This window comes from Pseudoalteromonas sp. SR44-5 (genome assembly GCF_014163675.1).
GTDB classification, from domain to species: Bacteria; Pseudomonadota; Gammaproteobacteria; order Enterobacterales; family Alteromonadaceae; genus Pseudoalteromonas; species Pseudoalteromonas rhizosphaerae.
On the sequence record NZ_JACJDT010000025.1, the window covers coordinates 11688 to 38242 of the forward strand.

20 protein-coding genes are annotated in these 26555 nt (G+C 40.0%); 17 read left to right on the plus strand and 3 right to left on the minus strand.

The features are described from left to right. Positions 1–4: 4 nt before the first annotated feature. The 9 genes from malQ (at position 5) to rluF (ending at position 15339) form a co-directional block, all read left to right on the plus strand. A complete protein-coding gene (gene malQ / locus H5154_RS13865) occupies positions 5–2002 on the plus strand; it encodes a 4-alpha-glucanotransferase (protein ID WP_182718643.1) in 1998 nt (665 codons plus the stop codon). Then, positions 2003–4231: a 1,4-alpha-glucan branching protein GlgB gene (gene glgB, locus H5154_RS13870; RefSeq protein ID WP_182718644.1), complete on the plus strand. Its 2229-nt coding sequence runs from the start codon at positions 2003–2005 to the stop codon at positions 4229–4231. Further along, positions 4215–6275, plus strand: coding sequence for a glycogen debranching protein GlgX (gene glgX / locus H5154_RS13875; RefSeq protein ID WP_182718645.1), 2061 nt, complete (start codon positions 4215–4217; stop codon positions 6273–6275). The genes glgB and glgX overlap by 17 nt, the downstream gene beginning before the upstream one ends. Beyond that, the gene (locus tag H5154_RS13880) at positions 6265–8790 is read left to right on the plus strand and encodes a glycogen/starch/alpha-glucan phosphorylase (RefSeq protein WP_182718646.1); all 2526 of its coding nucleotides are present in this window, start codon (positions 6265–6267) and stop codon (positions 8788–8790) included. Before glgX ends, H5154_RS13880 begins: the two co-directional genes overlap by 11 nt. Before the next feature lie 14 nt (positions 8791–8804). Further along, positions 8805–10106: a glucose-1-phosphate adenylyltransferase gene (glgC, locus tag H5154_RS13885; RefSeq protein WP_149980163.1), complete on the plus strand. Its 1302-nt coding sequence runs from the start codon at positions 8805–8807 to the stop codon at positions 10104–10106. A 32-nt stretch (positions 10107–10138) separates the two neighbouring features. Further along, positions 10139–11680, plus strand: a complete 1542-nt coding sequence (locus H5154_RS13890; protein ID WP_182718647.1) for a glycogen synthase — start codon at positions 10139–10141, stop codon at positions 11678–11680. A 118-nt stretch (positions 11681–11798) separates the two neighbouring features. Further along, on the plus strand, positions 11799–13010 hold the full coding sequence (locus H5154_RS13895) for an EAL and HDOD domain-containing protein (protein ID WP_182718648.1): 1212 nt from the start codon (positions 11799–11801) through the stop codon (positions 13008–13010). A 16-nt stretch (positions 13011–13026) separates the two neighbouring features. Further along, entirely contained in the window at positions 13027–14112 is a 1086-nt protein-coding gene (locus H5154_RS13900; protein ID WP_259398509.1) for a DUF418 domain-containing protein, read from the plus strand. Between the two features lie 303 nt (positions 14113–14415). Next, the gene (gene rluF / locus H5154_RS13905) at positions 14416–15339 is read left to right on the plus strand and encodes a 23S rRNA pseudouridine(2604) synthase RluF (RefSeq protein WP_149980166.1); all 924 of its coding nucleotides are present in this window, start codon (positions 14416–14418) and stop codon (positions 15337–15339) included. Between the two features lie 60 nt (positions 15340–15399). On the opposite strand, the gene H5154_RS13910 is transcribed toward rluF, so the two are convergent. Both H5154_RS13910 and H5154_RS13915 read right to left on the minus strand, forming a co-directional pair. Beyond that, on the minus strand, positions 15400–18462 hold the full coding sequence (locus H5154_RS13910; protein WP_182718649.1) for an efflux RND transporter permease subunit: 3063 nt from the start codon (positions 18460–18462) through the stop codon (positions 15400–15402). Between the two features lies 1 nt (position 18463). Next, on the minus strand, positions 18464–19546 hold the full coding sequence (locus H5154_RS13915; RefSeq protein WP_145235892.1) for an efflux RND transporter periplasmic adaptor subunit: 1083 nt from the start codon (positions 19544–19546) through the stop codon (positions 18464–18466). A 122-nt stretch (positions 19547–19668) separates the two neighbouring features. On the opposite strand from H5154_RS13915, the gene H5154_RS13920 reads away from it, so the two are divergent. Both H5154_RS13920 and H5154_RS13925 read left to right on the plus strand, forming a co-directional pair. Next, on the plus strand, positions 19669–20562 hold the full coding sequence (locus H5154_RS13920) for a LysR family transcriptional regulator (protein ID WP_149980168.1): 894 nt from the start codon (positions 19669–19671) through the stop codon (positions 20560–20562). Then, positions 20563–20868 carry an MGMT family protein gene (locus tag H5154_RS13925; protein WP_145235885.1) on the plus strand — a complete coding sequence of 102 codons (306 nt, stop codon included), beginning with the start codon at positions 20563–20565 and terminating at the stop codon, positions 20866–20868. 9 nt (positions 20869–20877) lie between these two features. On the opposite strand, the gene trhA is transcribed toward H5154_RS13925, so the two are convergent. Further along, positions 20878–21516 carry a PAQR family membrane homeostasis protein TrhA gene (gene trhA / locus H5154_RS13930; protein WP_182718650.1) on the minus strand — a complete coding sequence of 213 codons (639 nt, stop codon included), beginning with the start codon at positions 21514–21516 and terminating at the stop codon, positions 20878–20880. A gap of 255 nt (positions 21517–21771) precedes the next feature. Here trhA and H5154_RS13935 point away from each other — a divergent pair, with 255 nt between their 5' ends. The 6 genes from H5154_RS13935 (at position 21772) to phrB (ending at position 26555) form a co-directional block, all read left to right on the plus strand. After that, positions 21772–22062, plus strand: a complete 291-nt coding sequence (locus H5154_RS13935; RefSeq protein WP_149980170.1) for a hypothetical protein — start codon at positions 21772–21774, stop codon at positions 22060–22062. A gap of 213 nt (positions 22063–22275) precedes the next feature. After that, a complete protein-coding gene (locus tag H5154_RS13940; protein WP_182718651.1) occupies positions 22276–22854 on the plus strand; it encodes an LON peptidase substrate-binding domain-containing protein in 579 nt (192 codons plus the stop codon). A gap of 66 nt (positions 22855–22920) precedes the next feature. Further along, complete coding sequence (locus H5154_RS13945; RefSeq protein WP_182718668.1) at positions 22921–23544, plus strand: sigma-70 family RNA polymerase sigma factor; 624 nt, start codon at positions 22921–22923, stop codon at positions 23542–23544. After that, a complete protein-coding gene (locus tag H5154_RS13950; protein ID WP_182718652.1) occupies positions 23537–24199 on the plus strand; it encodes a ChrR family anti-sigma-E factor in 663 nt (220 codons plus the stop codon). Before H5154_RS13945 ends, H5154_RS13950 begins: the two co-directional genes overlap by 8 nt. A gap of 8 nt (positions 24200–24207) precedes the next feature. Then, positions 24208–25161 (plus strand): DUF523 and DUF1722 domain-containing protein, encoded by a 954-nt coding sequence (locus tag H5154_RS13955; protein ID WP_145235868.1) that lies wholly within the window; start codon positions 24208–24210, stop codon positions 25159–25161. Continuing rightward, positions 25161–26555: a deoxyribodipyrimidine photo-lyase gene (phrB, locus tag H5154_RS13960; protein WP_182718653.1), complete on the plus strand. Its 1395-nt coding sequence runs from the start codon at positions 25161–25163 to the stop codon at positions 26553–26555. Before H5154_RS13955 ends, phrB begins: the two co-directional genes overlap by 1 nt.

The following is a 26555-nucleotide window of genomic DNA, read 5'->3' on the forward strand; positions in this document are numbered from 1 at the left end:
GTAAATGGAGTCTCTTTCACAGCTTTTTTATCTACATGGTATTGGCTATGAATACACCAAATATACCGGTGAACACGTGGTTTTTAGCGATGCAACCCGCAGTGCGGCACTCAGTTGTTGTGGTGTTGATGTTACAGATCACGCTCAAATAGCGCATTTAAATATCAGCTTAGATGCCAATAAGTGGCTGCAACTAGTACCAGAGTGTAGTTTGGTATGTGCTGAACAACCAGCCGTTAAAGTGCGTATTGATAGGCGTATGCTAGGGCAACAATGTACCGTATCATTTGCACAGCTTGATTTGCCCAGCATTACTCACCAATTAGCTGATTTGCAATGCAGTGGCGATTATTTATTTAACGATGTCAATTATTTAGAGCTTATTTTTCCGCTTCCATTATTGCCAATTGGTTATCATGATGCGCATATTAGCGTTGCAGGTTTAACGGCGACAACTCAACTGTGGGTGACACCTAAGTATAGTTTCCAAGTGACAGATAAAAAGCAAAGCGGGCTTTCAATTCAACTTTATAGTTTAAAAAATAATGCAGCACTAGGGATAGGCGATTTTGCCGATTTATTATCGCTGACCGAGCAAGCAGCAAGTCATAAACTGGATTATATTTTACTCAATCCACTGCATTTATTATTTTCCGAGCAACCAGAGCGAGCAAGTCCCTACAGTCCAAATAATCGCGCGTTATTAAACCCACTCTATATATCAATTGATTTATGCGATGACAGCATTAATAACCCCGATATCACTGCGTATTTACAAAGCAGCTATGCGAGTGACTTTAAAAAGCGGACTCTGCAGTCGCAGTATATTAATTACAGTGCAGTGAGTGAATTCAAATACGCAGCCTTTAACTTGCTATACCAGCATTTTTGTATGCATGGGAGTGAGCACCGCAAACAACACTTCAGCGATTTTTGTCAACAGCATGGTTCGACACTTGCGACCTTAAAAGTTACTGACAGCGACTTTGCTTACTACTTGCAATGGCTAGCATATGTGCAATTAAAATTATGCCAAACTACCGCCCGAGAGCAGGGAATGAGTATTGGTTTGATCAATGATTTAGCGGTGGGTTGCGCCGGTGATGGCAGCGAGTTTCTCAATCAACAATCGTTGTTTACCGATTCTGCTTATGTAGGTGCACCGCCTGATCCATGGGCAGAGCATGGCCAGAACTGGGGATTGCCAGCATTGAATCCGATTAAGCTCAGCGATAATAATTTTAGCTACTACCGAGAATTGATCCGTGCCAATATGGAAAACGTTGGTGGCTTACGTATTGACCATGTTATGGCTATCCGCCGTTTATGGTGGTGTTTTGAGCATCAACAGCAACAAGATGGTTGCTATGTGTATTATCCATTTGAGCATTTATTAGCGGTACTGACAATAGAATCCCATTTGAATCAATGTATTGTCATTGGTGAAGATCTTGGGGTTGTTCCACCAGAGGTGAAAGCTGCACTTGCAGATAAAGCAATATTTTCAAATAGCTTATTCTATTTTGAAAAAGATTATCAAGGTGAATTTTTAGCGGCTCAGTCATTTGCGCCACAATCATTGTTAATGGTTGCAAACCATGATGTACCGCCTTTCTTTGGTTGGTGGCAGGGGCTTGATCTTACTTTGAAATTAAAATATCAATTAATTGATGAACAACAGTTAACTCAACTGCATGCAGACCGAGAAATTGAAAAACAACGACTACTGCGTTTTCTGTCAGGATGTGCAGAGCACTCCTTGTTTGTGGACAGTACAGCAAGTGATGTTTATCAGGCGCTGACCTTAGGCTTGGCCGCTGCACCAGCGCGGTTATTTACTATTCAGCTCGATGATTTAGATGAGCAAACATTACCTGTAAACATTCCTGGAACGGATCAAGAATACCCTAATTGGCGTCGGGTATTAACGCATTCAAGTGAACAAATATTAACTCGTCACAGTGCATTTCTCAGTGCTATTAATTCCATAAGGACTAATTAAATGAACAGTATTGTTCGTAAAACCGCAAAGTCACAGCACTATGATCAACAAGTTAATGCTTTAAAGCGCGGCTGTTTTAAAGATCCGTTTAGTTTTTTAGGCGTACATGCAATTACTGACACGCACAGTGAAATACGCTGTTATATGCCCGGGGCAACAAAATTAACGATTAAACTGCCTCAGCAAATGATTGTTAGCATACGCTATGGTGATTCAGATTTATTTATAGCACAGCTTAGTAATCAAGATATTTCAGCTTATCAGCTAGTGGTAGATTACAGCGATTGTCAGGTTATTTGTGAAGATGTGTATAGTTTTGATAGCAGCCTAGATGATAGTGCAATGTACTTATTTAATGAAGGCACATTAGAGCATGCATATCGCCATCTTGGTGCCCACTTTATTGATTTTAAAGGTGTTGCAGGTGTGCGTTTTAGTGTTTGGGCACCTAATGCTAGCAGTGTTTCAGTTATTGGCGAATTTAATCACTGGCAGCAAAGCCAACACTTTATGCGTTTTAACCCTGCGTCTGGAGTCTGGGATTTATTTATTCCAGAGCTCAGTGAAGGTCAGTGTTATAAGTTCTCTATAACAACTCTCAGTGGCGAAGTGCTCGAAAAGGCTGATCCATTTGCATTTAAAATGCAGCAAGCACCAGGCACTGCTTCAGTACTTCAAACTCGGCCCACAGCAATTAAACTAACTGATAAAATGCAACGTCAGCGTGTTAAACGCAACGCGATTGATGCACCTATCTCTATTTATGAAGTGCATTTAGGTTCTTGGCAGCGAGAAGAGGGAGATCGTTATTTAACTTATCAAGAATTAGCACAGCGGTTAATTAATTATGTCACTGAGCAAGGCTTTACGCATATCCAACTTATGCCGATCAGTGAATTTCCATTTGATGGTTCTTGGGGGTATCAGCCAGTTGGCTTATTTGCACCAACGAGTCGGTTTGGCGGTTTGGATGATTTTCGTTATTTTGTAGAGCAATGCCACCAAGCTAACATTGGTTTACTCATTGATTGGGTTCCAGGCCACTTCCCAAGTGATCCGCATGGCTTGCATCGTTTTGATGGCACACATTTATTTGAACATGCCGATGTGCGTCAAGGTTTCCATCCAGATTGGAATACCTATATCTACAACTATGATCGCCCAGAGGTCCGCAGCTTTTTAGTTGCTAATGCAATGTATTGGTTAGAAGAATTTGCCATTGATGGATTACGTGTCGATGCTGTTGCCTCAATGCTATACCTTGATTACAGTCGTGAAGATGGACAGTGGATCCCGAATAAGTTTGGCGGACGTGAGAATCTTGGTGCTATTGAGTGTTTAAAACAAGTTAACTTACGTTGTTATGCTAATAACCCCGGCATTATGATGGTAGCTGAAGAGTCAACGGCATGGCCTGGTGTTACCCGTCAGGTGAATCATGATGGCTTAGGGTTTGGTTACAAGTGGAATATGGGCTGGATGAACGACAGCCTTCACTATATGCAACGCGATCCTTTATATCGCCAACATCATCATCACGAATTAACTTTTTCGATGGTGTATGCCTATAGTGAAAATTATATTTTACCTTTAAGCCATGATGAAGTGGTGCACGGTAAAGGCTCATTAATTGAAAAAATGCCTGGTGATGATTGGCAAAAATTTGCAAATTTACGCGCGTATTATGCATTTATGTGGGCGCATCCAGGCAAAAAATTACTGTTCATGGGCGGTGAGATTGCCCAGCGTAGCGAGTGGAATCATGATCAATCAATTGATTGGCATTTACTTGAGCATCTATCGCATCAAGGTGTACAACGAACTATCGCGCAGCTCAATAAAGTATATCGCGATGTTCCAGCTTTACATCAGCTAGATACTGATCCGTCAGGTTTTAGCTGGATCGATAATCAAAATGCTCAACAAAGTATTTTTAGTTTTATTCGCTTTGCTAAGAAAGCCAGTAATTACGTGGTTGTGGTAAGTAACCTCACACCAACGGTTTATCATGATTATTGTATTGGTGTACCAAGCTCAGGTGAATTTGAAGTCATTTTAAATACCGATGACGAACAGCTATTTGGCTCTGGAGTACAAGTGTGTGGGCAATCAGCTAAAACTACCAGTACAGCAACTCCATGCCACGGGCATCAACATAGCATTAAACTCTCACTGCCAGCGCTTGCGACGGTTTATTTAAGAAGGGTGGCTGATGAGTTTATCGATTGAATTAAATAAAGGGCAAACTTTTCCGCTGGGAGCCAGTGTATTAACAAACGGTGTAAATTTTGCTGTTTATGCGCCATTGGCTAAACAGTTGTATGTGTGTTTATTTGATGCCAGTGGTCATACCGAAGTTTTAAAGTTAGCAATGAATAATAATGAAGGGGGGATATGGAGTTTACATATAACCCCACTGGCTATGGGCACTTTATATGGTTATCGCGCAGAAGGTGAATATCAACCTAAAAAAGGATTGTTTTTTAATAGCCAAAAATTGTTAATTGACCCCTATGCAAAAGATTTATTTGGTGAGTTTACCTGGAGTGAACGCCACTATGGGCAAATGCCTAAAGGTACTTTGAGTACGGTAAACAACGCCATTGATATCCCTAAATCTAAAGTCACACAGCTGCAGCCTTATCAAGGTAAAAAACCGGGCCATAGTTGGGGAGAAACGGTTATTTATGAATGTCACGTTAAAGGCGCCACAGCACGACATCCCTCTATTCCAAGTCAGCTACAAGGTACCTATTTGGGCTTGAGCCATCCCAGTTTTATAGAGCATTTACGTACACTTGGCGTAACCACTTTAGAATTGTTACCGGTACATAGCTTTATTAGCGAACAGTTTTTAACCGCCAAAGGCCTGCAAAACTACTGGGGTTACAATACATTAAATTTTTTTACACCAAATAAAGATTACTTAGTAACTGATGAAATTGGTGAATTTCAACAAATGGTTACTAAACTTCATCAAGCGGGTATTGAAGTGATTTTAGATGTGGTTTACAACCACACCGCAGAGGCTGGTAGCGACGGTCCTTTGTTATCTTGGCGCGGCCTAAATAACCCTGGTTATTACCGTAGTGTTAACGATAACCCTGAAGTTTATATCAATGACACTGGGTGTGGTAATACCTTAAATATAGACGACCCATTTAGCTTGAAAATGGTACTCGATAGCTTACGTTATTGGGTAGAAATAATGGGTGTTGATGGTTTTAGGTTTGATTTAGCAACTATTCTTGGACGGACGCCGCATGGCTTTAGCCAAACCCATAGTTTTTTACAAGCAATCAATCAAGATCCAGTGTTAAGCCAAGTGAAATTAATTGCTGAGCCTTGGGACATAGGCCCTGGTGGTTATCAATTGGGAGCATTTCCTGCGCCTTGGCGTGAGTGGAATGATAAATACCGTGATGTTGTTAGGCGCTTTTGGCAAGGGCAGCACAATATGCTGGCTGATCTTGCAAAACGTTTACATGGCTCTTTTGATTTGTTTGATCATAATCACCGTGGGCCATTAAATAGTATTAATTTTATAACCAGTCATGATGGCTTTACTTTAACCGATTTAGTGAGTTACGAACAAAAGCATAACGAAGCAAATGGTGAACAAAACCGCGATGGGCACAGTGCTAATTATTCGTTTAATTGCGGTGTTGAAGGCTTTACTGATGATTTAAAAGTTACCTCCATGCGGTTACAACAAAAAAAAAACTTTTTACTTACCTTACTACTTTCCAAAGGGGTGCCTATGCTGTCATCAGGCAGTGAAATGGGCCACTCGCAAGGAGGGAATAACAATGCTTATTGTCAAAATAACCGCACTAGTTGGCTGGCATGGAAAGACTCGCAGCGTAGCCACAGCCTCATTCGTTTTATTGACGATGTATTGACCTTACGAAAGCAACACTGTGTGTTTAAACACAGTGTATTTTTACACGATAGCGATAAGCGATTTAGTGTTGATTGGTATACTGAGCAAAGCCAAGCCATGCAAGAAAGTGACTGGCATGATGGTTCAAAACAGTTTTTGATGTACAGCTTAAAAGATACACAACTAAATACGGCATTACTCATTATTTTGAATGCCAGTAATGTGGCTGTTAAATGTCAATTACCCGCGAATCACGATTTATCGGTATGGCGTTTAGCGATTTCAAGTGTTGATCAAGCAATGGTTAAAAATACAGAAAAGTTTGAGGTTGCTGCACAAAGCAGTTGGGTTTTTACAGCCAATTTAGAGGACGAATGTAATGGCGAATAATGGTGAACAAATATGTGTTGCTAAAGGTTGGCAAGATGCCCCTTTAATAGATGAAAGTACCCTTGAAGATGATTTATCACGCCATTTCTATTATACCCTTGGGCGCGATAAGGTCGGAAAGTCTCAACTGTATTTGTATAACGCACTAGCGTTGACAATTCGTGATCGATTAGTCGCTCGTTGTCGAGCAACAAAACAGCAAATGCACAGTGAAAAGCGTCGAAAAACGGCTTATATATCACTTGAGTTTTTAATGGGCCGAGCACTAGGTAATGCCATTTTAAATTTAGATTTAGAAGAGCAAGTCAAACTTGCACTTAATAATTATTGCGCTCACATTGAACATGTTGCGCAAGCAGAGCATGACGCTGGGTTAGGTAATGGTGGTTTAGGCCGCTTAGCTGCGTGTTTTCTAGATAGTTGTGCGAGTTTAGCATTACCTGTAACCGGTTATGGTATTCGTTATGAATACGGCATGTTTAACCAGTCAATTGAAAATGGCCATCAAATAGAGCAGCCTGATAATTGGTTACGTGAAGGGCATCCATGGGAGCTGAGCGCACCAGAGCAAGCCAAGCGGGTTAAGTTTTTTGGCCATGTTGAAAGTTATACTGATAAGAACGGACGCATTCATCGACAATGGTTAGACACTGAAGATGTATTAGCTGTCCCTTATGATGTGCCGATCCCAGGTTATAAAAATGACATAGTTAACACCCTCAGACTCTGGAAATCAGAAGCCACTGATGAGTTTGATTTAGGTGAGTTTAACGCCGGTAGTTACTCAGAAGCCGTCGCGCATAAAAACCTTGCCGAACAAATCACCATGGTACTTTATCCTAATGACAGCAGCGAAAATGGTAAAGAGCTACGTTTAAGGCAGCAATACTTTTTATCGTCGGCGAGCTTACAAGATATTGTTGGTCTATGGGTATCACAGCATGGTGAAAAGTTTAGTGATTTTGCTGATTTTCATGTTTTTCAACTTAATGATACCCACCCAAGTATTGCTGTTGCAGAGTTAATGCGATTGCTGATTGATGATTATGACTTGGATTGGGATGCTGCATGGCAGATCACCACAAAAACCATGGCGTATACTAATCATACGTTACTTCCAGAAGCGCTCGAAAAATGGTCTGTATCATTATTTGCGCGTTTATTACCGCGTATTCTTGAAATAATTTATGAAATAAATGCACGTTTTCTTGCTCAAGTTGCGTTGGCGTGGCCGGGGGATGTTGCAAAACAACAAGCGTTGTCTTTAATTGAAGAAGGCTCAGATCCACAAGTAAGAATGGCGTATTTAGCCATTGTTGGCAGTTTTTCAGTTAATGGCGTAGCAGCATTGCACACAGAATTACTTAAAGAAGGTTTGTTTAAAACTTTTTATGAATTGTGGCCTGAAAAATTCAACAATAAAACTAATGGTGTAACGCCAAGGCGGTGGATAGCTCATTGTAACCCCAAACTAACACAGTTGATTGGTGAAAAAATTGGTCAAGATTGGGTGAGGGATTTTGCGCAAATTAGCCAGCTGCGTCGCTATTATGATGATGTTAAATTCCATAAACAATGGCAAAGCGTCAAACTTGAAAACAAACAACGGCTAGTTGATTTAGTCAAAGAGCGTTGTGGTGTTGAATTTGACACTAGCATGCTATTTGATGTGCAAGTTAAACGAATTCATGAGTATAAGCGCCAATTACTGAATGTATTACACATAATTAACTTGTATGACCGGATCCGTCGTGGCGATACCGCCAATTTAGTGCCACGCTGTGTATTACTAGGAGGAAAAGCTGCACCGGGGTATTACATGGCTAAGCGCATTATTAAGCTAATTAATAATGTTGCAGATGTGATCAACAAAGATCCGCTTGCTCAGCCTTATTTACGGGTGGCATTTTTACCAAATTATAATGTTACAGCAATGGAAACGATTTGCCCCGCAACAGACTTGTCTGAACAAATTTCAACCGCAGGTAAAGAAGCATCTGGTACCGGTAATATGAAGTTTATGATGAATGGGGCGTTGACGATTGGCACTTTAGATGGTGCTAATATAGAAATTCGCGATGCAGTAGGGGCTGATAACTTCTTCTTATTCGGCGCACAAGCGGAACAAATTGAGGGAATAAAACAAAGCTACAACCCATTACACATTATTCATAATACGCCTGACTTACTAAGTGTTATGCAATTACTTGAAAGTGGGCACTTTAATTTATTCGAACCTGGTTTATTTGACGACATTATTGGTGCAATCAAAAGCCCACATGATCCTTGGTTGGTTGCCCACGATTTTGATAGTTTTGTACAAGCACAAAAGGCGGTTGAACACGCTTTTCAAGATCAACAGCATTGGACGCAAATGAGTATTTTAAATACTGCGGCCAGTGGTACTTTTTCAAGTGATAGAACGATCAGCCAATACAGTGATGATATTTGGCATTTGGAAGCATTAACAACATCTAGTTCGGCCGACACAGCCGTAAGCAACAGCAAAGATTAATACGGAGATAAATTATGCCAAGTTATGCAAATCGCTACATAAGTAGTCTGACACGAGAAACCTACGCACTGATTTTAGCAGGGGGCAGAGGTTCACGCTTACATGAATTAACAAACTGGCGGGCCAAACCGGCAGTTTATTTTGGTGGCAAACATCGTATTATCGATTTCCCGCTATCAAACTGTATTAATTCAGGTATTCGTCGTGTTGGGATTGCCACACAGTATAAATCGCACTCGCTGATCCGCCATGTCAACCGTGCATGGGGCCACTTTAAAAAAGAACTGGGTGAATCGGTAGAGATATTACCGGCATCACAGCGTTATGGTGACGAATGGTATTGCGGCACTGCAGATGCGGTGTTCCAAAATATGGATATTATTCGTCATGAGCTACCTAAGTATGTAATGATTTTATCTGGCGATCATGTTTACCGTATGGATTACGGCGGCTTATTGGCAAAACATGTTGAAACAGGTGCAGACATGACGGTGTGCTGTATTGAAGTTCCTTGCGAAGAAGCCGCAGAAACATTTGGTGTGATGACGGTAGATGAAGAGAAACGAGTACGTCGTTTTGATGAGAAACCGAAAATGCCAAGTTCAATTCCTGGTCGTCCGGGCACTTGTTTAGCGTCAATGGGTAATTATGTATTTAATACTGAGTTCTTATTTGAACAACTAAAAAAAGACGCAGAAAACGAAGGTTCAGGCCGTGATTTTGGTCATGATATTATTCCGGCAATTATTGAAGAGCATAATGTATTTGCTTTTCCATTTCGAGAGCCAGGTCATGACGGCCAACCTTATTGGCGTGATGTGGGTACACTTGACTCATTCTGGGAAGCAAACATGGAACTGGTGATGCCAGAGCCACAGCTGGATTTATACGACCCAACTTGGCCTATTTGGACTTACCAAGAACAACTGCCACCGGCTAAGTTTATTTTTGATAATGATGACAGACGTGGCATGGCTGTAGATTCAACCGTATCAGGCGGCTGTATTATTTCAGGCTCGGTGGTTCGTAAATCACTGTTATTCTCTAATGTACATATTCGCTCATACTGCGTCATTGAAGAGTCGGTGATATTACCAGGTGCGATTATTCAACGTAATTGCCGTATTCGCCGTGCTATTATCGACCGTGGATGTGAAGTGCCAGCCGGTGTTGAAATCGGTTTTGATCGTAAAGCAGACGAAGAAAATGGTTTCAGAGTATCTAAAAAGGGTATTGTGTTAGTGACCCGTGAAATGCTCACAGAACTTTCCAAAAAACTTGAGCGCCAAGAGCGTGAGAGTAAACAATTAGCTTAAAATATCATACAGTTGTAGGAAGTAAGAAAAAGATGCATGTATTAATGGTTGCGGCCGAAAATGACGCTTTACCAAATGCCAAAGTGGGTGGTGTTGCAGATGTACTACGAGATTGTCCCAAAGCATTAGCGGAGCTTGGCTTAACCGTTGATGTGGTTATTCCAGATTATGGTTTTACCACGTTAGAGCGTGTGCAATTAGGCACGCTCCATGTGCCCTTTGCCGGATATATCTATGATGTTCAAGTGTGGCAAGTATATGTTGATCAGCAGCAAGTCAGGCAATTAGTACTATCACATCCGTTATTTAGTCAGCACCATGGCGCTGTATACTGTAATGATGATGGTGACCGACCTTTTGCCACTGATGCCACTAAGTTTGCATTATTTAATGCTGCAGTGTGTGAAGCGCTATTGCAAGGTGTGATCACTCGTCCTGATGTGTTGCATTTGCATGATTGGCACAGCGCGTGTGTGGCGGTATTGTTAAAGTTTGATCATCGGTTTGCATCTTTTTCTTCTTTGCGCAGCGTATTTACAGTACACAATATTGCACTGCAAGGGATCCGCCCATTCAAAGGAGATGATTCAAGTTTAGAAGCATGGTTTCCGGCGTTAAGTTATAACGGCGAGATATTATGCGATCCGCGTTATCCTCATTGCTTTAATCCGATGCGCAGCGCTATCAATTTAGTTGATAAGATACATTTAGTATCTCCAAGCTACGCACAAGAAGTATTGCAAGCCAGTGAACCGCATAATGGTTTTTTTGGTGGTGAAGGCTTAGAGCGCGATTTGAATAATGCGATGGCGAACAATAAAGTCGTCGGAATATTAAATGGCTGTGAGTACACTGAGCACAACGCACAGTCAACCAGTACGCTATCACAATTATACTTTGAGATAGAGCAGGCATTGTTTGTTTGGATGGTTAAAGAAGTTAACCTGCAAAGCAGTTACTATATAGCTCATCAACGGTTACAGCAGTTCATTGAGCAGCCAGTTAAAGGGCCTTTAGTCACCAGTGTTGGACGCCTAACCGATCAAAAAGCTTTGTTACTGCGCCAACCCTACGAAAACCAGCAAGTGCTAGATGCATTGTGTGAAAAGTTAAATGAACAGCAAGGACGTATGATCATTTTAGGTTCCGGTGACACGGCCCTTGAAGATGTTATGACAGCCGCCATGGCACGAAATAGTAACTTATTATTTTTAAAGGGTTATGGTAATAGCGTTGGCGAATTACTGTATGAGTTAGGGGACTTATTCTTGATGCCTAGTTCCTTTGAGCCATGTGGTATTAGCCAAATGCTTGCTATGCGAGCAGGGCAGCCTTGCTTAGTACATCAAGTCGGTGGTTTAAAAGATACTATTACTCATTTGGAAAATGGTTTTAGCTTTAGTGGTGACACATTACAAACACAAAGCGAGGCGCTGGTAACGTGTTTTGCTAATACTCTTACTCTGAGACAAGAACAACCCAAACAATGGGATGAAATTGTCAGCAATGCTAAGGCTGCTCGCTTTACATGGTCTTATGTAGCAAAGGACTATATCAGTAAACTTTATAATTAATACTGCTATTTATCATCTTACTAGCTATAATGGATTGCAATAACATTATGATTTAGTTACTTAGTATTGTGTTTTATTTCGTAACTAACCATCAATAGTCGAGTTTAAGGGTGAAAAAGTGCAAGTATTTGTTGCGCGCCAAGCAATATTCAATCGTCAACAACATGTAGTTGCCTATGAATTATTGTTTCGTAATAGTACCAATAATTGTTTTCCAGATATTGACGAAAGCGTCGCAACAGCAAAACTGATCATGGAAAATCAGCTTAATTTTGGCACTCGACATATTACTGCTGGTAAAAAAGCACTGATTAATATCGGTCCTGATTCTTTAAAAATGGATTTATGTGCATTTTTGCCTTCGCAAGATGTGGTACTTGAGTTGCTCGAAACAATTGAGCCGACAGAAGAAAACTACCAGCTATGTCGTGCGCTGTTTCATAAAAACTTTGTGTTAGCACTTGACGATTTTGTATATGAGCCTAAGTGGGAAAGGTTTTTAAAACTTGTTAAATTAATCAAATTTGATATTCAAATAACTCCTTTGCAGCAAATTGAACCGATGATTCGACGGCTGCAAAAATACAAAAAGCTAAAGTTGCTTGCTGAAAAAGTCGAAACTATTGATGATTTTAAAATAGCTCATAAGATGGGCTTTGATTATTTTCAGGGTTATTTTTTTGCCAAGCCGGTAGTCATTCAACAAAAAGACATTGATATAAACTATGCATTAGCATTGACCATCTATGCACAAGTTATGAAAGAGCATCCTGATATCAATGCGATTGCGCGATTGTTTCAATTAGATACAGCGTTAGCATTTAAGTTATTAAGATTGATCAACAGCGGTGTGTTTCCTGTCCAAAAAGAAATAGAGTCACTCAAACAGGCTTTAGTCTATTTAGGCCATGATCATATAAAGAAGTTTGTTAGTTTGATCATTACCGCTCACGTTGGACAAACGAAACCTAACGAATTGATCAAAATGTGTATCATTCGGGCGCGATTTTGTGAGCTGATAGCGAAAAAGATAGCGCCTTCGCAAGCGAATAGTGCCTTTTTAACCGGTCTTTTTTCGTTGTTGGATGCAATATTAGATCGCCCAATGGAGCAATTACTCCTTCGTTTACCATTTCCAGAACCAATCAAAGACGCTCTAATGGAAGAAAAAAACACCCTGTATTATATCCTTGCAACAGTAAAAGCGTATGAATCAGGTAGCTGGTGGGCTATGGAGCAAGCAGTTGTATTTATTAACATAAATAGTGATTTACTGCCGAAGTTTTATCGAGATGCGCTAGACTGGTCAAACATACATAAGCACAACTAATAAGTCGAGCCCAATAATGCGTAATCAAAATATGGATGTTATTCGTGGTGTTGCTGTGCTTGGCTTAATGTACATGAATGCCTATTCCTTTGGTTTATTTGAATTTGGTTACGTACCATTACAGTCCCCGCCTTTTTCGGATCATGTTATTCAATGGGTGAGCCTTAGTGTTATTGACGGCCGCTTTCGCAGCTTATTTTGCTTACTCTTTGGTGCTGGCTTATATATTCAGTGGCAGCGTTACCAGCAGCTTGAGCAATTGCAAAAACGCTTAAAAGTATTGGCCGTGTTTGGTTTACTACATGGCTTTTTGTTGTGGGCTGGTGATATTTTGTTTATCTATGCATGCGCAGGTTGGTTGGTCATACAATACCTTGATGCGAGTGACGAGATGTTATTAAAACGCGGTTGGCAATTTCTATCATTAGCCGCAGCGATAACGTTTTTGATAGCCTTAATTGACCCCACACTGACTATCTATCGAGATTCAGCCGATTTTTTAGCAAGTTATAATGCTTCACGAGGATCGGCATTAACTATTTTTGTCAATAATAGTGTGATGTTTATCGTGATGCTCATTGCACTTCCGCTGATCACTTTGTGGATGGCTGCAGGATTAATGCTATTCGGTATTTATGGCTATAAAAATAAACTGTTTGAGACTGGTTTAACTAAATTAAGCAAAATCAGAGTTTTGTCAATTGCGCTACTGTTAAGTGCGATTAGGATCAGTTTTGAATACCAATCTAGCTTATTTATTAGTGCATTAAAAGAACCCGTAAGCTGGTTTGCAGCATTATTCACAGCCCTATTAATTATTCATTTTGTGGTAATGCTGATGACAAAACATGACTTTCACTTTATTGCATTGCAGCGTGCAGGAAGGCTCGCATTAACTTTATATCTAATGCAAACTATTTGCTTGTTATTGTTGTTTAAAGTTTTTTATCCGCACTGGGTGCTAAGCTTTAATCATTTAGAATATTACGTATTAGTGAGTGGTTTAGTTATTTTTCAACTTAGTTTTAGTGTGATTTATTCGCGTTATTTTAAGCAAGGTCCAATGGAATTTATTTGGCGAAAGTATGCAAATGCTGCTTGAGTTGAAGCTACTGTAAATAGTGTGGTAATTTTTCACTGTCACTGCAGGTTAAAATTATCGCAAACCCATATACCGTAAAACAGAGCAATCGTTTAAGTATAAACAAACAGACTAGATGTTTGCTGTGAAAAGGCTAATTGTTGGTTTAACGGCGCTTTATACTGCGTTATTAATTTTAACAAGTGGCTTCTATTGTTTGCAATCTATGCCTTGTCTAAATCGCTTTTAAATTCAACTGAGCTCGCATCTTAAGGTGGTTTGGGTATACAATATCGGCCTTTAAAATTAATATGAATTTGGCCCATGACAGACTTAAAACGATTAAATAAATTTATTAGTGACACTGGTTTTTGTTCACGACGCGAAGCGGATAAATATATTGAAGATGGTCGTGTTACTGTCAATGGTATTCGACCGGAAATGGGTGTCAAAGTAGCATTGTCTGACACGGTACTGATTGATGGTAAGCCGCTGAAAAAAGTGCCGAAACGCGCGTACATCGCTTACAACAAACCCGTTGGTATAACCTGTACAACTGAGCGTAAAATTCAAAGTAATATCGTCAAAGCGGTTAACTACCCAGATCGTATTTTTCCAATTGGTCGCTTAGATCGCCCATCAGAAGGGTTGATTTTCCTGACAAATGAAGGAGATATCGTCAATAAAATCCTTCGTGCAGGCAATAATCATGAAAAAGAGTATGTTGTTACAGTCGACAAGCCATTAAATCGTCAGTTTGTGAATAAGATGGCAGGTGGTTTACCAATTTTAGATACAGTCACGAAAAAATGCAAAGTTACACAAACAGGACCGCAACAATTTACTATTGTATTAACGCAAGGTTTGAATCGTCAAATTCGTCGTATGTGTGAGTACTTGGGCTATGAAGTGGTCACCTTAAAACGCGTACGTATCATGAATGTCACGTTAAAAGGCTTAAATGTTGGCCAGTGGCGCCATTTAACTGAGCAAGAAATGGCTGAGATTAATAACTCGATTGCCGACTCGGGCAAAACCGAGGAGTTATCAGTGGATGAGAACAAACAATCTGCGAATATCAGCAAGCCTAAACAAGCACGCACGCCTTACAAAGATAACGATAAAAAGCGTGATTTTGCTAAGCATGTCAAACAAGGCCGTTTTGATTCTAAAAATGACCAAACTAACGCCAAACCTGCAAGAAGAAATAGCACCACTCGCACAGGCACATTAAGCCTTAAAAAATAAGATCAAATTGTAAAACCAGGAACAACATAAATTGTGCTCCTGGTTTTATTTAAACCTCAGTTATTTTGCTTTTGGCACCTCAATTTTAAATAGCACGGTATAGAGCACCGGCACTACGATTAATGTCAGCACGGTTGCAAAGCCTAAACCAAACATAATCGTCACCGCCATTGATTGGAAGAACACATCAAATAATAATGGGATCATTCCTAAAATGGTGGTGATTGCTGCCATCGCAACGGGGCGCACACGGCTTACACCGGAATCAAATACTGCTTGATAAGGCTCTTTGCCTTCACTGAGCTCAAGGTTGATCTGATCTACCAACACAATGCCATTTTTAATCAACATACCGCTTAAGCTTAATAACCCAAGTAGCGCCATAAAACTAAATGCGGCGTTCATCACTAGCAAGCCGGCGCTGACACCGATGATTGCTAAAGGTACTGTGGCCCAAATAACCAGAGGTTTTTTTACTGAGTTAAATAGCAACACAGTGACTGCAAACATCGCTAAATAGCCCAAAGGTAACGAGCCAAAAATAGCTTTTTTTGCCTTTGTTGATGATTCAAACTCACCGCCCCATTGTAATTCATAGCCATTAGGGAGTTTAATTGCTTCAATACCTGGCCTGACTCTTGAAAATAGTTTAGCGGGTGTTTCATCGCCTATTACGTCATGATCGGCCATTACTGTAATAGTACGTTTGCGATCGCGGCGCATTATTAGGCTGTCTTCCCACTGTACAACAAACTCATCCACCACTTGAGTAACTGGCACGAATACGCCTAATACTGGGCTGTATATTTGTAGGTCACGGAGGCTTTCAACATTAAGACGCTCTTGTGCCGGTGAGCGGGCAATAATGGGGATCTGTTGAGTACCATCTTTGTAAATGCCGACTTTTTTACCGGAAAAACTGGTTAATAATAGTTGGTCCAAGTCTGTTTTAGCGATACCCAGACGCCGCGCTTTTTGTTCGTTAAGTTGCGGGCGAATGAGTTTTGAGCGTTCACGCCAATCATCACGAATATTATAAGCACCGGCATCTTTTGCTAGCACTTCTTTTGCTTGTTTAGCTAATTGGCGAAGCACTACTGGATCAGCCCCCGAAAAACGCGCTTCTATTTTAGCATCAGTAGAAGGGCCTATTTCCATACGTTTTATTTTAAGCTTGGCATCAAATACATGGTTGTATTCATAGTCGCGAACTTTTGCAATCATCGTCGCCACTGCTTCGCGGTCTTTTACACGGATAATTAATTGACCATAAGCTGGGTATGATTTTTCAGGTGCGTAGGTCAACATAAACCGTGGTGCGCCTTGGCCTATCGTTGATGTTACTTCTTCGACCAGCTCATCTTTTTGTAAGAATGCTTCGAGTTTGGCGACGCCATCTAAAGTGGCATGAATATCAGCCCCTTGGGTATGCCAATAATCTACGTAAAACATTGGCGTGTTAGAAGCTGGAAAAAACGCTTGTTTAATAAACTTAAAGCCAAAAACAGAGCTAGCTAATAAAACGACCATCAACAATAAAGTGGTTTTACGAAAACGCATCGAGGTGCTTAATAAACTTTTATATAGATTAAAGATCACACCTTGATATGGATCTTCATCATGGCTTTGCTGCTTGAGCTCTGTTTCTTTGAACATTAAGTCAGCAAAGAAAGGAGTTAAGGTGATGGCAGTGATCCAGCTTAGTAATAATGAGATAAATAATACCCAAAATAAGCTGCCGGCAAATTCCCCACTAGCGTCAGAGCTTAAGCCAATTGGCGCAAATGCAGTAATCGCAATCACGGTTGCGCCAAGTAAAGGCCACTTTGTTTGCTCCACTATATTAGCCGCTGCTGTTATCTTTGTTTGCCCTCGCTTTAGGTTTATTAAAATCCCTTCGGTGACTACGATGGCGTTATCAACCAACATTCCTAATGCAATGATCAGTGCACCTAAAGAGATACGTTGTAAATCAATCGCAAACAGTTTCATGAAAATGAATGTACCTAATACGGTCAGCAATAAAATTGCCCCGATCAGTACGCCACTTTTAAAGCCCATAAAGACAAGCAGGACAACAATAACGATAGCGACAGCTTCGAGTAAGCTGATGATAAAGCCATTGACTGATTTTTCGACTTCAACAGGTTGGTTATAAACGGTATTTATTTCCATGCCATGGGGGCGCTGATATTCAAGCGATGCTAAATGCGCTTTAATGTTATCGCCTATATCCACAACGTTTACACCACTGCTAAACGATACGCCAACGAGCAAGGCTTGCTGCTGGTTAAAACGGATTACATTATTAGGTACTTCGGCGTATTCACGAAACACCGTTGCAACGTCACCGAGGTAAATCAGTTCATTTTCACCTGGTTTTGAGATCAGTAGATTTTCGAGCTCTTTTACGTCTTTGAATTCGCCTGTTGGGTGCAGTCTAATTGATTCATCGCCTACGCGTATTTTACCTGCATTCGATACGGTATTTTGTGATTGCAATAATTGATATATTCTAGTTGGTGCAATACCAAGCTGCGCCAGCTTACGCGTCGATATTTCAACCATCACCTGTGCTTGTTGTTCACCACTGACGGTCACTTTACCTACGCCGTCAACGAGTACCAGTTCGCGCTTTAAGTAATCAACATAGTTTTTTAGTTCGTCATAAGAGTAACCATCGCCAGTGACGGCATACATTACGCCGTATACGTCGCCAAAATCATCTAAAATGGTACTTGGGTATACACCACTTGGCAGTGATGAAGCGTTATCGTTAATCTTGCGCCGTAGCTCATCCCAAATTTGTCGTAAGTCTTGTTTGCGATAGTTGCTTTTCATTTCAACGGTAATTTGTGATTTCCCTGGAGATGAAATGCTGGTTACGTAATCCACATACGGCAATTGTTGAATTGCATTTTCAATCGGAAAAGTAACTTCATCTTCTACCTGTTGTGGTGAAGCGCCAGGATATAAGGTGATCACCATGGCTTTTTTTATTGTAAATTCAGGGTCCTCAAGCTGACCAAGTCCTAAATAAGATACTACGCCACCGATTAATAGTAATAGCGCGCACATCCAACTGACGACCTTTTGTTTTATGGCAAGTTCAGCAATGCTCATTTTATAAGCCTCGCTCTTTTTGCCACGGACGTACTTGCATGCCTTCTTTAAGGTAGTGAACACCAGCCGCGACCACAGTTTGACCTTGCTCTAAACCAGCAAGCACTTCAATACCACGTCGATGTAATTGGCCAACTTCAACAGCTTGCTTTTTCACCTTGCCAGTCTGTGGATCGTATAGCCAGACATAGCTGTTATTAGTAGGCTGTGTTGGTTCAGAGAACACCGCTTCAACAGGGAGTAAAATATAGTGTGATTGCGAGTGAGTAACTTTACTTAGATCAATATCTACACTGCCGGTCATGCCTGCCAACAGGTTAAAATCCTTAGGCACAGGTAATGAAAATACCACCTTGTAAGTTAATGTGGCTGGATCTGCTTGGGTGTCGAATTCTTTAATCATTAAGGTATATGATTTATTTGGAAAACCGTCAAAAACCACGCTTGGCTGATAGTCAATGTCTTTATCAATACGGGCGATTAGTTTTTCGGGTACTTGAATGATCACATCCATTAAATCACGGGTTTCTAAGCGAAGAATGTTTTGTTTTGCTTGGATATTCTCAAAGTTTTTAACAAACACTTTGGAAACGGTGCCGCTAAAAGGGGCACGTAATTCGCTATTATCTAAGTTGGTTTTTGCAATTTTTAATGCCGACTCAGCTACCTGTTTATTGGCAAGTGCCTGATCAAGTTCGGATTGACTGGTAATTGATTTATTAAATAGTTTTTGTACGCGTTCAAGTTGCGAGTGCGCCAATTCAAAACGTGCTTTTCGCTCATCATATTGCAGTTGAAAATCTTCAGGGTCTAACTTGGCAAGGAGTTGATCTTTTTCAACATGTTGACCCGCCAATGCCGGGAACTCTAATAACTCACCGTTAACTCTAAACGCCAAATAAGAGCCTTGATTTGCCACTACTTCTGCCGGAAAACTGCGTATTGTCTGATCTGAGTTAGTATCAATTTCAAATAGTTTTACTGGACGAATAGCTTGTTCGACGTGAGTGTCGGTATTTGACTCTTTACAGGCGACTAAACTCAGTATTAATGTTGATATAATTAAAACTGGCGACAGTTTCATGGTCTTCTCCGTGGCTATGAAAACATAAATTAGGTGCAGCATACGCCGCGAACATATAAAATAAAAATTATTAAATTTTAAAAAGATCATAAATAAAATTTATAATCTTAAGTTGGACCATTATGAACTTAGTGCAGTTAAAAATGCTTGATGCCATTGTTCGCACTCAAAGCTTGTCGCAAGCTGCTTCAGCACTGTATAAATCGCAACCAGCTTTAACGTTAGCTATTAAGAAACTTGAAGCTGAGCTTGGTTTTGAATTATTAGATCGTAGCCATTATCGATTGCAATTAACTGAAAAGGGTCGTATTTATCATCGCGAAGCAGCATTATTATTAGATGCTCAGGCACATTTAGCACAACTGGCCAGTGAACTTGCACTTGGTAATGAAGCAAATTACAAAATTTGTTATGAGCAGTTATGTCACCAAGCACTGTATAACGATATTATTTGCAATGCTTTTGTTAAACATACCAGCACCGAGTTTAGTGTAACCAGCGGAAAACGCTTTGTTTCTCTTGAGCAAGTTAATAAAGGACAAGCAGACTTAGGGATTGGTCCGTGGTTTGATTTGTTTCATGCTACAGGCGATTTAGAAAGTTTACCGATTGGCAAGCTCGATATTGGTATTGTTAGTGTGACAGGATTAGTGCCAGATAAAGTAACTTATCAACAATTACAGAACTTTCCTTGTTTAGCGATGTTTGAAAGTGATATGAGTTTTGACTCTGATCGTTTATCGTATTCAAAAGGCTCTACCATGATGAAAATTGATGATATATCAACTTTAAAATCGTTTTTATTATCGGGAGCTGGCTGGGCAATGATGAGTTTAGCGCATTGTCAAAATGAACTTGAAAGTGGTGTATTACAACAAATTAAAATACTAGACAGAGAAAATACGTTTAGCGCACAGATCAGAGTATTCCGACAAAATGCCACTCATCATGGACCCGTGGCAAGAGCCGTGTGGCAAGATTTTAAGCAGTTAAGTAAAACGTTTTTAGGGTCGTAAATGCAAGCCAGTAAAGAAGACAAAATTTATACTGTGATGGCGAATATACCGCCAGGAAAAGTAGCTAGTTATGGACAAGTAGCGGCAATGGCAGGATTGCTAAATAATGCTCGGCTAGTAGGGCGGCTATTAAAGTTAATGCCAAAAGATTCAAGCATACCTTGGCATAGAGTGATCAACAGCCAAGGTAAAATTTCTTTTCCTGAAGGGACAGCGCAGTACCAAAAGCAATATCAATTACTGCAAAGTGAAGGCGTAATTTTTAAAAATGGTCGTGTTAATATGCGTCAATTTCAGTGGGACTAATTAAAAAATTTAACCGACCGTAATAATATAGCGGCTGATTGCAATATAGTGACAAACACAGCCTGCAATCACAAATACATGCCAAAGTGCGTGGCTATATTGACGACTTTTAGCACTATAAAAGAGTGTGCCGAGACTATACAAAATCCCTCCACTGAGTAACCACCATAGTGCATTTACTGGCACATTTAAATAAAGCGGGTAGACAATTGCAACTGCAAACCAACCCATTAATAAATATGTTGATAAAGACACCTTTTTGTTTTGTTTTTTCACCATTAATTTATAGCACACTCCGCTAAGTGCTAAAGACCATATAAATACCAGCGTTAAAATCGACCAAATTCCGGTTAATGAGAGTACTAAAAAAGGGGTGTAAGTGCCTGCAATCAAAATATAAATAGCACAGTGGTCACATTTTTTATAAAAAGCCCGCGCACCTATGCTGCTACTGCTGTGATAAAGCGTAGATGATAAAAACAGCAACAATAAACTACCGCCATAAATAATTGCACTGACCGTTGCTTCAATCGTGTGTATCTTGCCGGTAAGCTCCCACAATACAAACAGTGAAAATACAACGCCTGCGCCGTGAGACAAGCTATTAAGTTGCTCTTCTTTTTTAGAATAAGCGGGTTCAACCGACATCACATACTCATCGTAAAACATTAATATGGGTTTGAGTGTACAAGTGTACGCTGAAACTTTCAATGCTTATTTATTGACTATATTTTAGTATTTTTAACCACTTTGAATGGTTTTAAAATTCACATCATCAAAAGGTTATGCACTTATGTGATTTAAAGTGCATAAAAAACAATTGGTTAAAATTTATTTCGTGGTTGGCACAACCTTTGATTAAGTAATAGCGACTAACTTAATAACACAATAGGGAATACCATCATGAAAAGCATTATTAAACTATCTGTTGCAGCACTTTTGGTTGTTGGTTCTACACAAGCAAGTGCAAATGACGGTCAATTAGATATCACTCAAACGCTATCAAACAGCATTGCACATTATATTGAAAGTACGAGTGATGAATTACAAAGCAAATTAAAACAGTCATTGTTTAGTGATTCGCAAAAAATGTTAACTGAACTGCTTTCACAGCATAGTGAGCAATCAGCTAAAGTTGCGGAAAATACATCACAACTCGTTGCAACTAGCAATGCAGTAAAAGTTGAGGATTAAGGCAATGAGCAGCGAATTAGGATTATTAGCTTTAATGTTAGCACCTGTAGTGAGCTTATTAAGTGTGTATGCCTCAGTTGAATTATTACGCAACGTAGGGCAGTGGTTAAACATAGGCTAAGGGGATAGCGATAAGTAATAATCAGTAACGTTGATCTTATTTGCTGCGGTGCACGTAACGTAATGCATAGTTAAACTGATGTAGTAAGCCTTATGAAACGTGCAATCTTTCCATTACCGGTATTTATTCTACCAAGCGGGTATACGCGGTTACGTATCTTCGAACCTCGCTATCTTGATATGGTTAAAGAATCACTTAAAAATGATCATGGTTTCGTACTTTGCCAGTACGATGTTGATAGTTATCTCAACGTTCCTAAGTATGGATGCTTAGTTGATATTATTGACTTTTCACAAGATCAACAAGGACAACTATTAATTGATGTGGTGGCCAAATCTGTGGTTGAGTTAACTGATATAACTCAAGATAAACAGCAACTGCGTTTCGGTCAGCTATCTGCACCTAAAACATCTCTTTGGTTTGAACAACCTCACAACTTAGAGCGCGATGATTCATATTTAGTATCGGCACTAGAGCAGTTGTTTGCTGCTAATCTAGAGTTAACCGATTTATACCGCCAGACACACTTTGATGATCTGAACTGGGTGCTTGCAAGATGGCTTGAATTATTACCTATTTCAATTGATAAAAAACAACAGCTTGCCTTTAAATCGGACTTTGCGAATATCCACTCTTTCCTTCATACTGTGATTAATAACGAATTTTCCTAATTAATATGATCTTATTTTAGTTGCTTTGCGTATTGCATATGCAAGAACACTAATAGGAATATTATGATGGTAAGTCAACAACTTTCAACACGTTGTGAACCTAACACAGGTAATTACATTGCCATGCCACAAACGCCAAGCAAAGAACTTGCAGATGCATTATCTGCGGTTGCAGCTAATCGTGATAAACAGGCTTTTGCTTATTTATTTGCGTACTTTTCACCGAAAATAAAACGCTTCGGTATTAAGCAATTTAATTCAGAAGCGCAAGCGATGGAATTAGTGCAAGACACCCTTACCTCAGTGTGGCGAAAAGCACATCTTTATAATAATGATAAAGGTGCAGCTACAACGTGGGTATATACCGTAATGCGTAACGCATCATTTGATATGCTCAGAAAAATGAAAAGTAACAAAGAAGACAATATTAGCGAAGATATTTGGCCGCTAGTTGAGCAACATGATAATGCCGACCATGAATTTAGTGATCATCTTGAAAACCAGCAAATCAAAAATTACCTCGATAAATTACCTCAAGCTCAACGCGATGTTGTTAAAGGCGTTTATTTTCAAGATATGTCACAAGAGCAACTTGCAGATCAATTGAATATTCCAATTGGTACTGTGAAGTCACGTTTACGTTTAGCGTTACAAAAATTACGCAATGAAATGGGAGACCGCAATGATTAAACATCACCCAAGTGATGCGCTATTAGCGCAGTATTGTAATGCGTCATTACCGGCGAGTATCAGTGTTGCTGTCGCTATTCATCTTGACATGTGTAGTTGCTGTAAAGATAAAGTGCAACGCATTGAAGCGAAAAATGCTGTAGATGTGTTTGCGCATCATAATGAACAACTGCAAACTACAGATTTAGCTATTGATGAACTATCATTACTTGATGCAATTACCGCTGACGATAGTGTTGATGATGTATATAAAGTGACGCCACAAACTATCCTTGTCAATCAGCAAAATTATCAATTGCCCCGTGCTCTTGCCCGTATTTCACATGGTAAGTTTATGCAAATGGGTAAGTTATCACGTTCTCGTATCGCTCTCGATGATGGTGCGCTACGTTCGAGTTTGCTACACATAGATGCTGGTGGGGAAATCCCTGAACATACCCACACTGGTTTTGAACTGACTTTATTACTCGATGGTGAGTTTAGTGATGAAGACGATCATTATGTGCCTGGCGACTTTATGTGGCTCGATGGTCGTCATCAACACACTCCGATCACAGAAAAAGGCTGTTTATGTTACACAGTAGTCAGTAGTGCTCTACACTTTAATAAAGGACTGAGTAAGTTACTCAATCCAATTGGCAATTTGATTTACTAGGAGTGTATATGCAGCAATCGACTATTCAAATAGGCATCAGTGCATGCCTTGCAGGTGAGAAAGTTCGGTTTGATAGTGGCCATAAAAAATCAAATTTTTGCATGGATGAATTCGCAAAACACGTTGAATATAAACGCTTTTGTCCCGAAGTGGCGGTAGGTTTACCGATCCCAAGACCGACAATTAGACAAGTTAAAGTAGGCACAACTATTAAAGTGTGCCGTCCTGACGGCAGTGGTGATGTTGGCCCACAATTGACAGAATATGGTAAAAAAGTTGCCACAGAGCAGGCTGCACAATTAAGCGGCTTTGTTTTTTGTGCTAAAAGTCCAAGCTGCGGCATGGAACGGATCAAAATATACAATGAAGCAGGCACCGGTAATACATCTGAAGGCGTGGGCTTTTTTGCTGCGCAAATTATGGCTCACAACCCATTGTTACCGTGTGAAGAAAATGGTCGTTTAAATGATATGCACTTGCGTGAAAACTTTGTAATGCGAGTGTTTACTTATAAAAACTGGCAATTATTGCGTCAACAACCAGCAACCCTGCATAGGTTAACGCAGTTTCATGCGCAATATAAGTATTTGTTAATGGCTCACAATTATCAGGCATATAAAGATCTTGGTAATTTACTGGGCACCTATGTTGGCGATGATTTTGAGCAGCTTGCTGACGATTATATTGCAGGTTTAATGGCAGCGCTGAAAAGACCTGCCTCACGCAAAAATAACAGCAATACTTTAATGCACTTACAAGGCTACTTTAAAAAACATTTATCCAAAATTGAAAAAGAAGAGTTACGAGATGCAATTGATGAGTATCGCTCAGGTTTAGTGCCGCTGTATGTACCGCTGACACTCTTAAAACATCATTTGAAAGTACATCCAAACGAATACTTAGCAAAGCAAGTTTACTTCAACCCTTATCCTCACGAACTTAAATTACGCTACGGAATTTAATGAACACTGTATTTTGGTTTAGGCGCGATTTGCGCCTTTTTAATAATCATGCCCTTTATCAAGCAATCGACAATGGTTGTAAAGACGCTATATTTTTTATCACTGAGCAACAATGGCAACGCCATGGTGTTGCTTCAATACAAATTGATTTGCTAAAACGAAGGTTAAACTTCTTAGGTCAGTTACTAGCTGATAATGGCATCACCTTGCATATCATTGAAGCGGGTAATTACGCAGGATGTGTGCAGCAGTTAAGCGAATTCTGCCAGCGACATTCAGTAACGCAGTTATTTGCCAATAAAGAATATGAAATTAATGAAGTTGAGCGCGATAACGCATTTTTACATCATACTGATGAACTTAAAGTATCAGTCACCTTGTTTGATGGTGACGTGGTTGCACCGCCTGGAACGGTACTGAATCAAAGTGGTGAGATGTTTAAGGTGTTCACCCCTTTTAAAAATGCCTGGCTAAAGCAATATCAAGATACTCATTTTTATTTTCAAGCCCCCCCGACAATGTTTAGCCCAATACCTTGGCAAGGTTCAGCGTTACTTACCGGTGATGATTCCTCACATAAGTGGCCAGTTGATGATGCGTCATTAAGTCAAATCTGTGCCCGCTTTATCAGCGATAAATTACTCAGTTATAAAGATCAGCGAGATATTCCAAGTATTAAAGGCACATCAGGCTTAAGTCCGTATTTAGCTTTAGGCATTGTCAGCGTTGAGCAATTAATTGCTCTTGTACAGCAACAATATGTCGATGTTTTAAGTAGCTCTAAAAGCAATTTATTTACTTGGGTCAACGAGTTAGTGTGGCGTGAGTTTTATCGTCATTTAATTGTGGCTTATCCAAAACTTAATAAATATAACAATTTTAATGAGAAATATGACCCAGTAAAGTGGCGACCTGATGAGGCTGATTTCACTGCTTGGTGTGAAGGTAAAACAGGCTACCCGCTTGTTGATGCCGCTATGAGACAGCTTATTCAAACTGGCTGGATGCATAATCGCTTACGAATGGTAGTTGCCAGTTTTCTTACCAAACACTTGTTAATTGATTGGCGTAAAGGTGAACGTTTCTTTATGCAGCATTTGATCGATGGCGATTTAGCGTCTAACAACGGCGGTTGGCAATGGGCTGCAAGTACCGGGTGCGATGCCCAGCCATACTTTAGAATATTCAACCCGATTACTCAAAGTGAGCGATTTGATCCTGATGGTGATTTTATTCGTAAATATATACCGGAGTTGGAAAATGTGCCGAATAAGCAAATTCATTTTCCACATGAATATTTAGCGAAAAGCGGCAAAGCAAAAGCAGTTTATTGGCCAGCAATCGTTGATCATAAAACGGCTCGCTTACGAGCGCTTGATGCATTTAAGGTATGA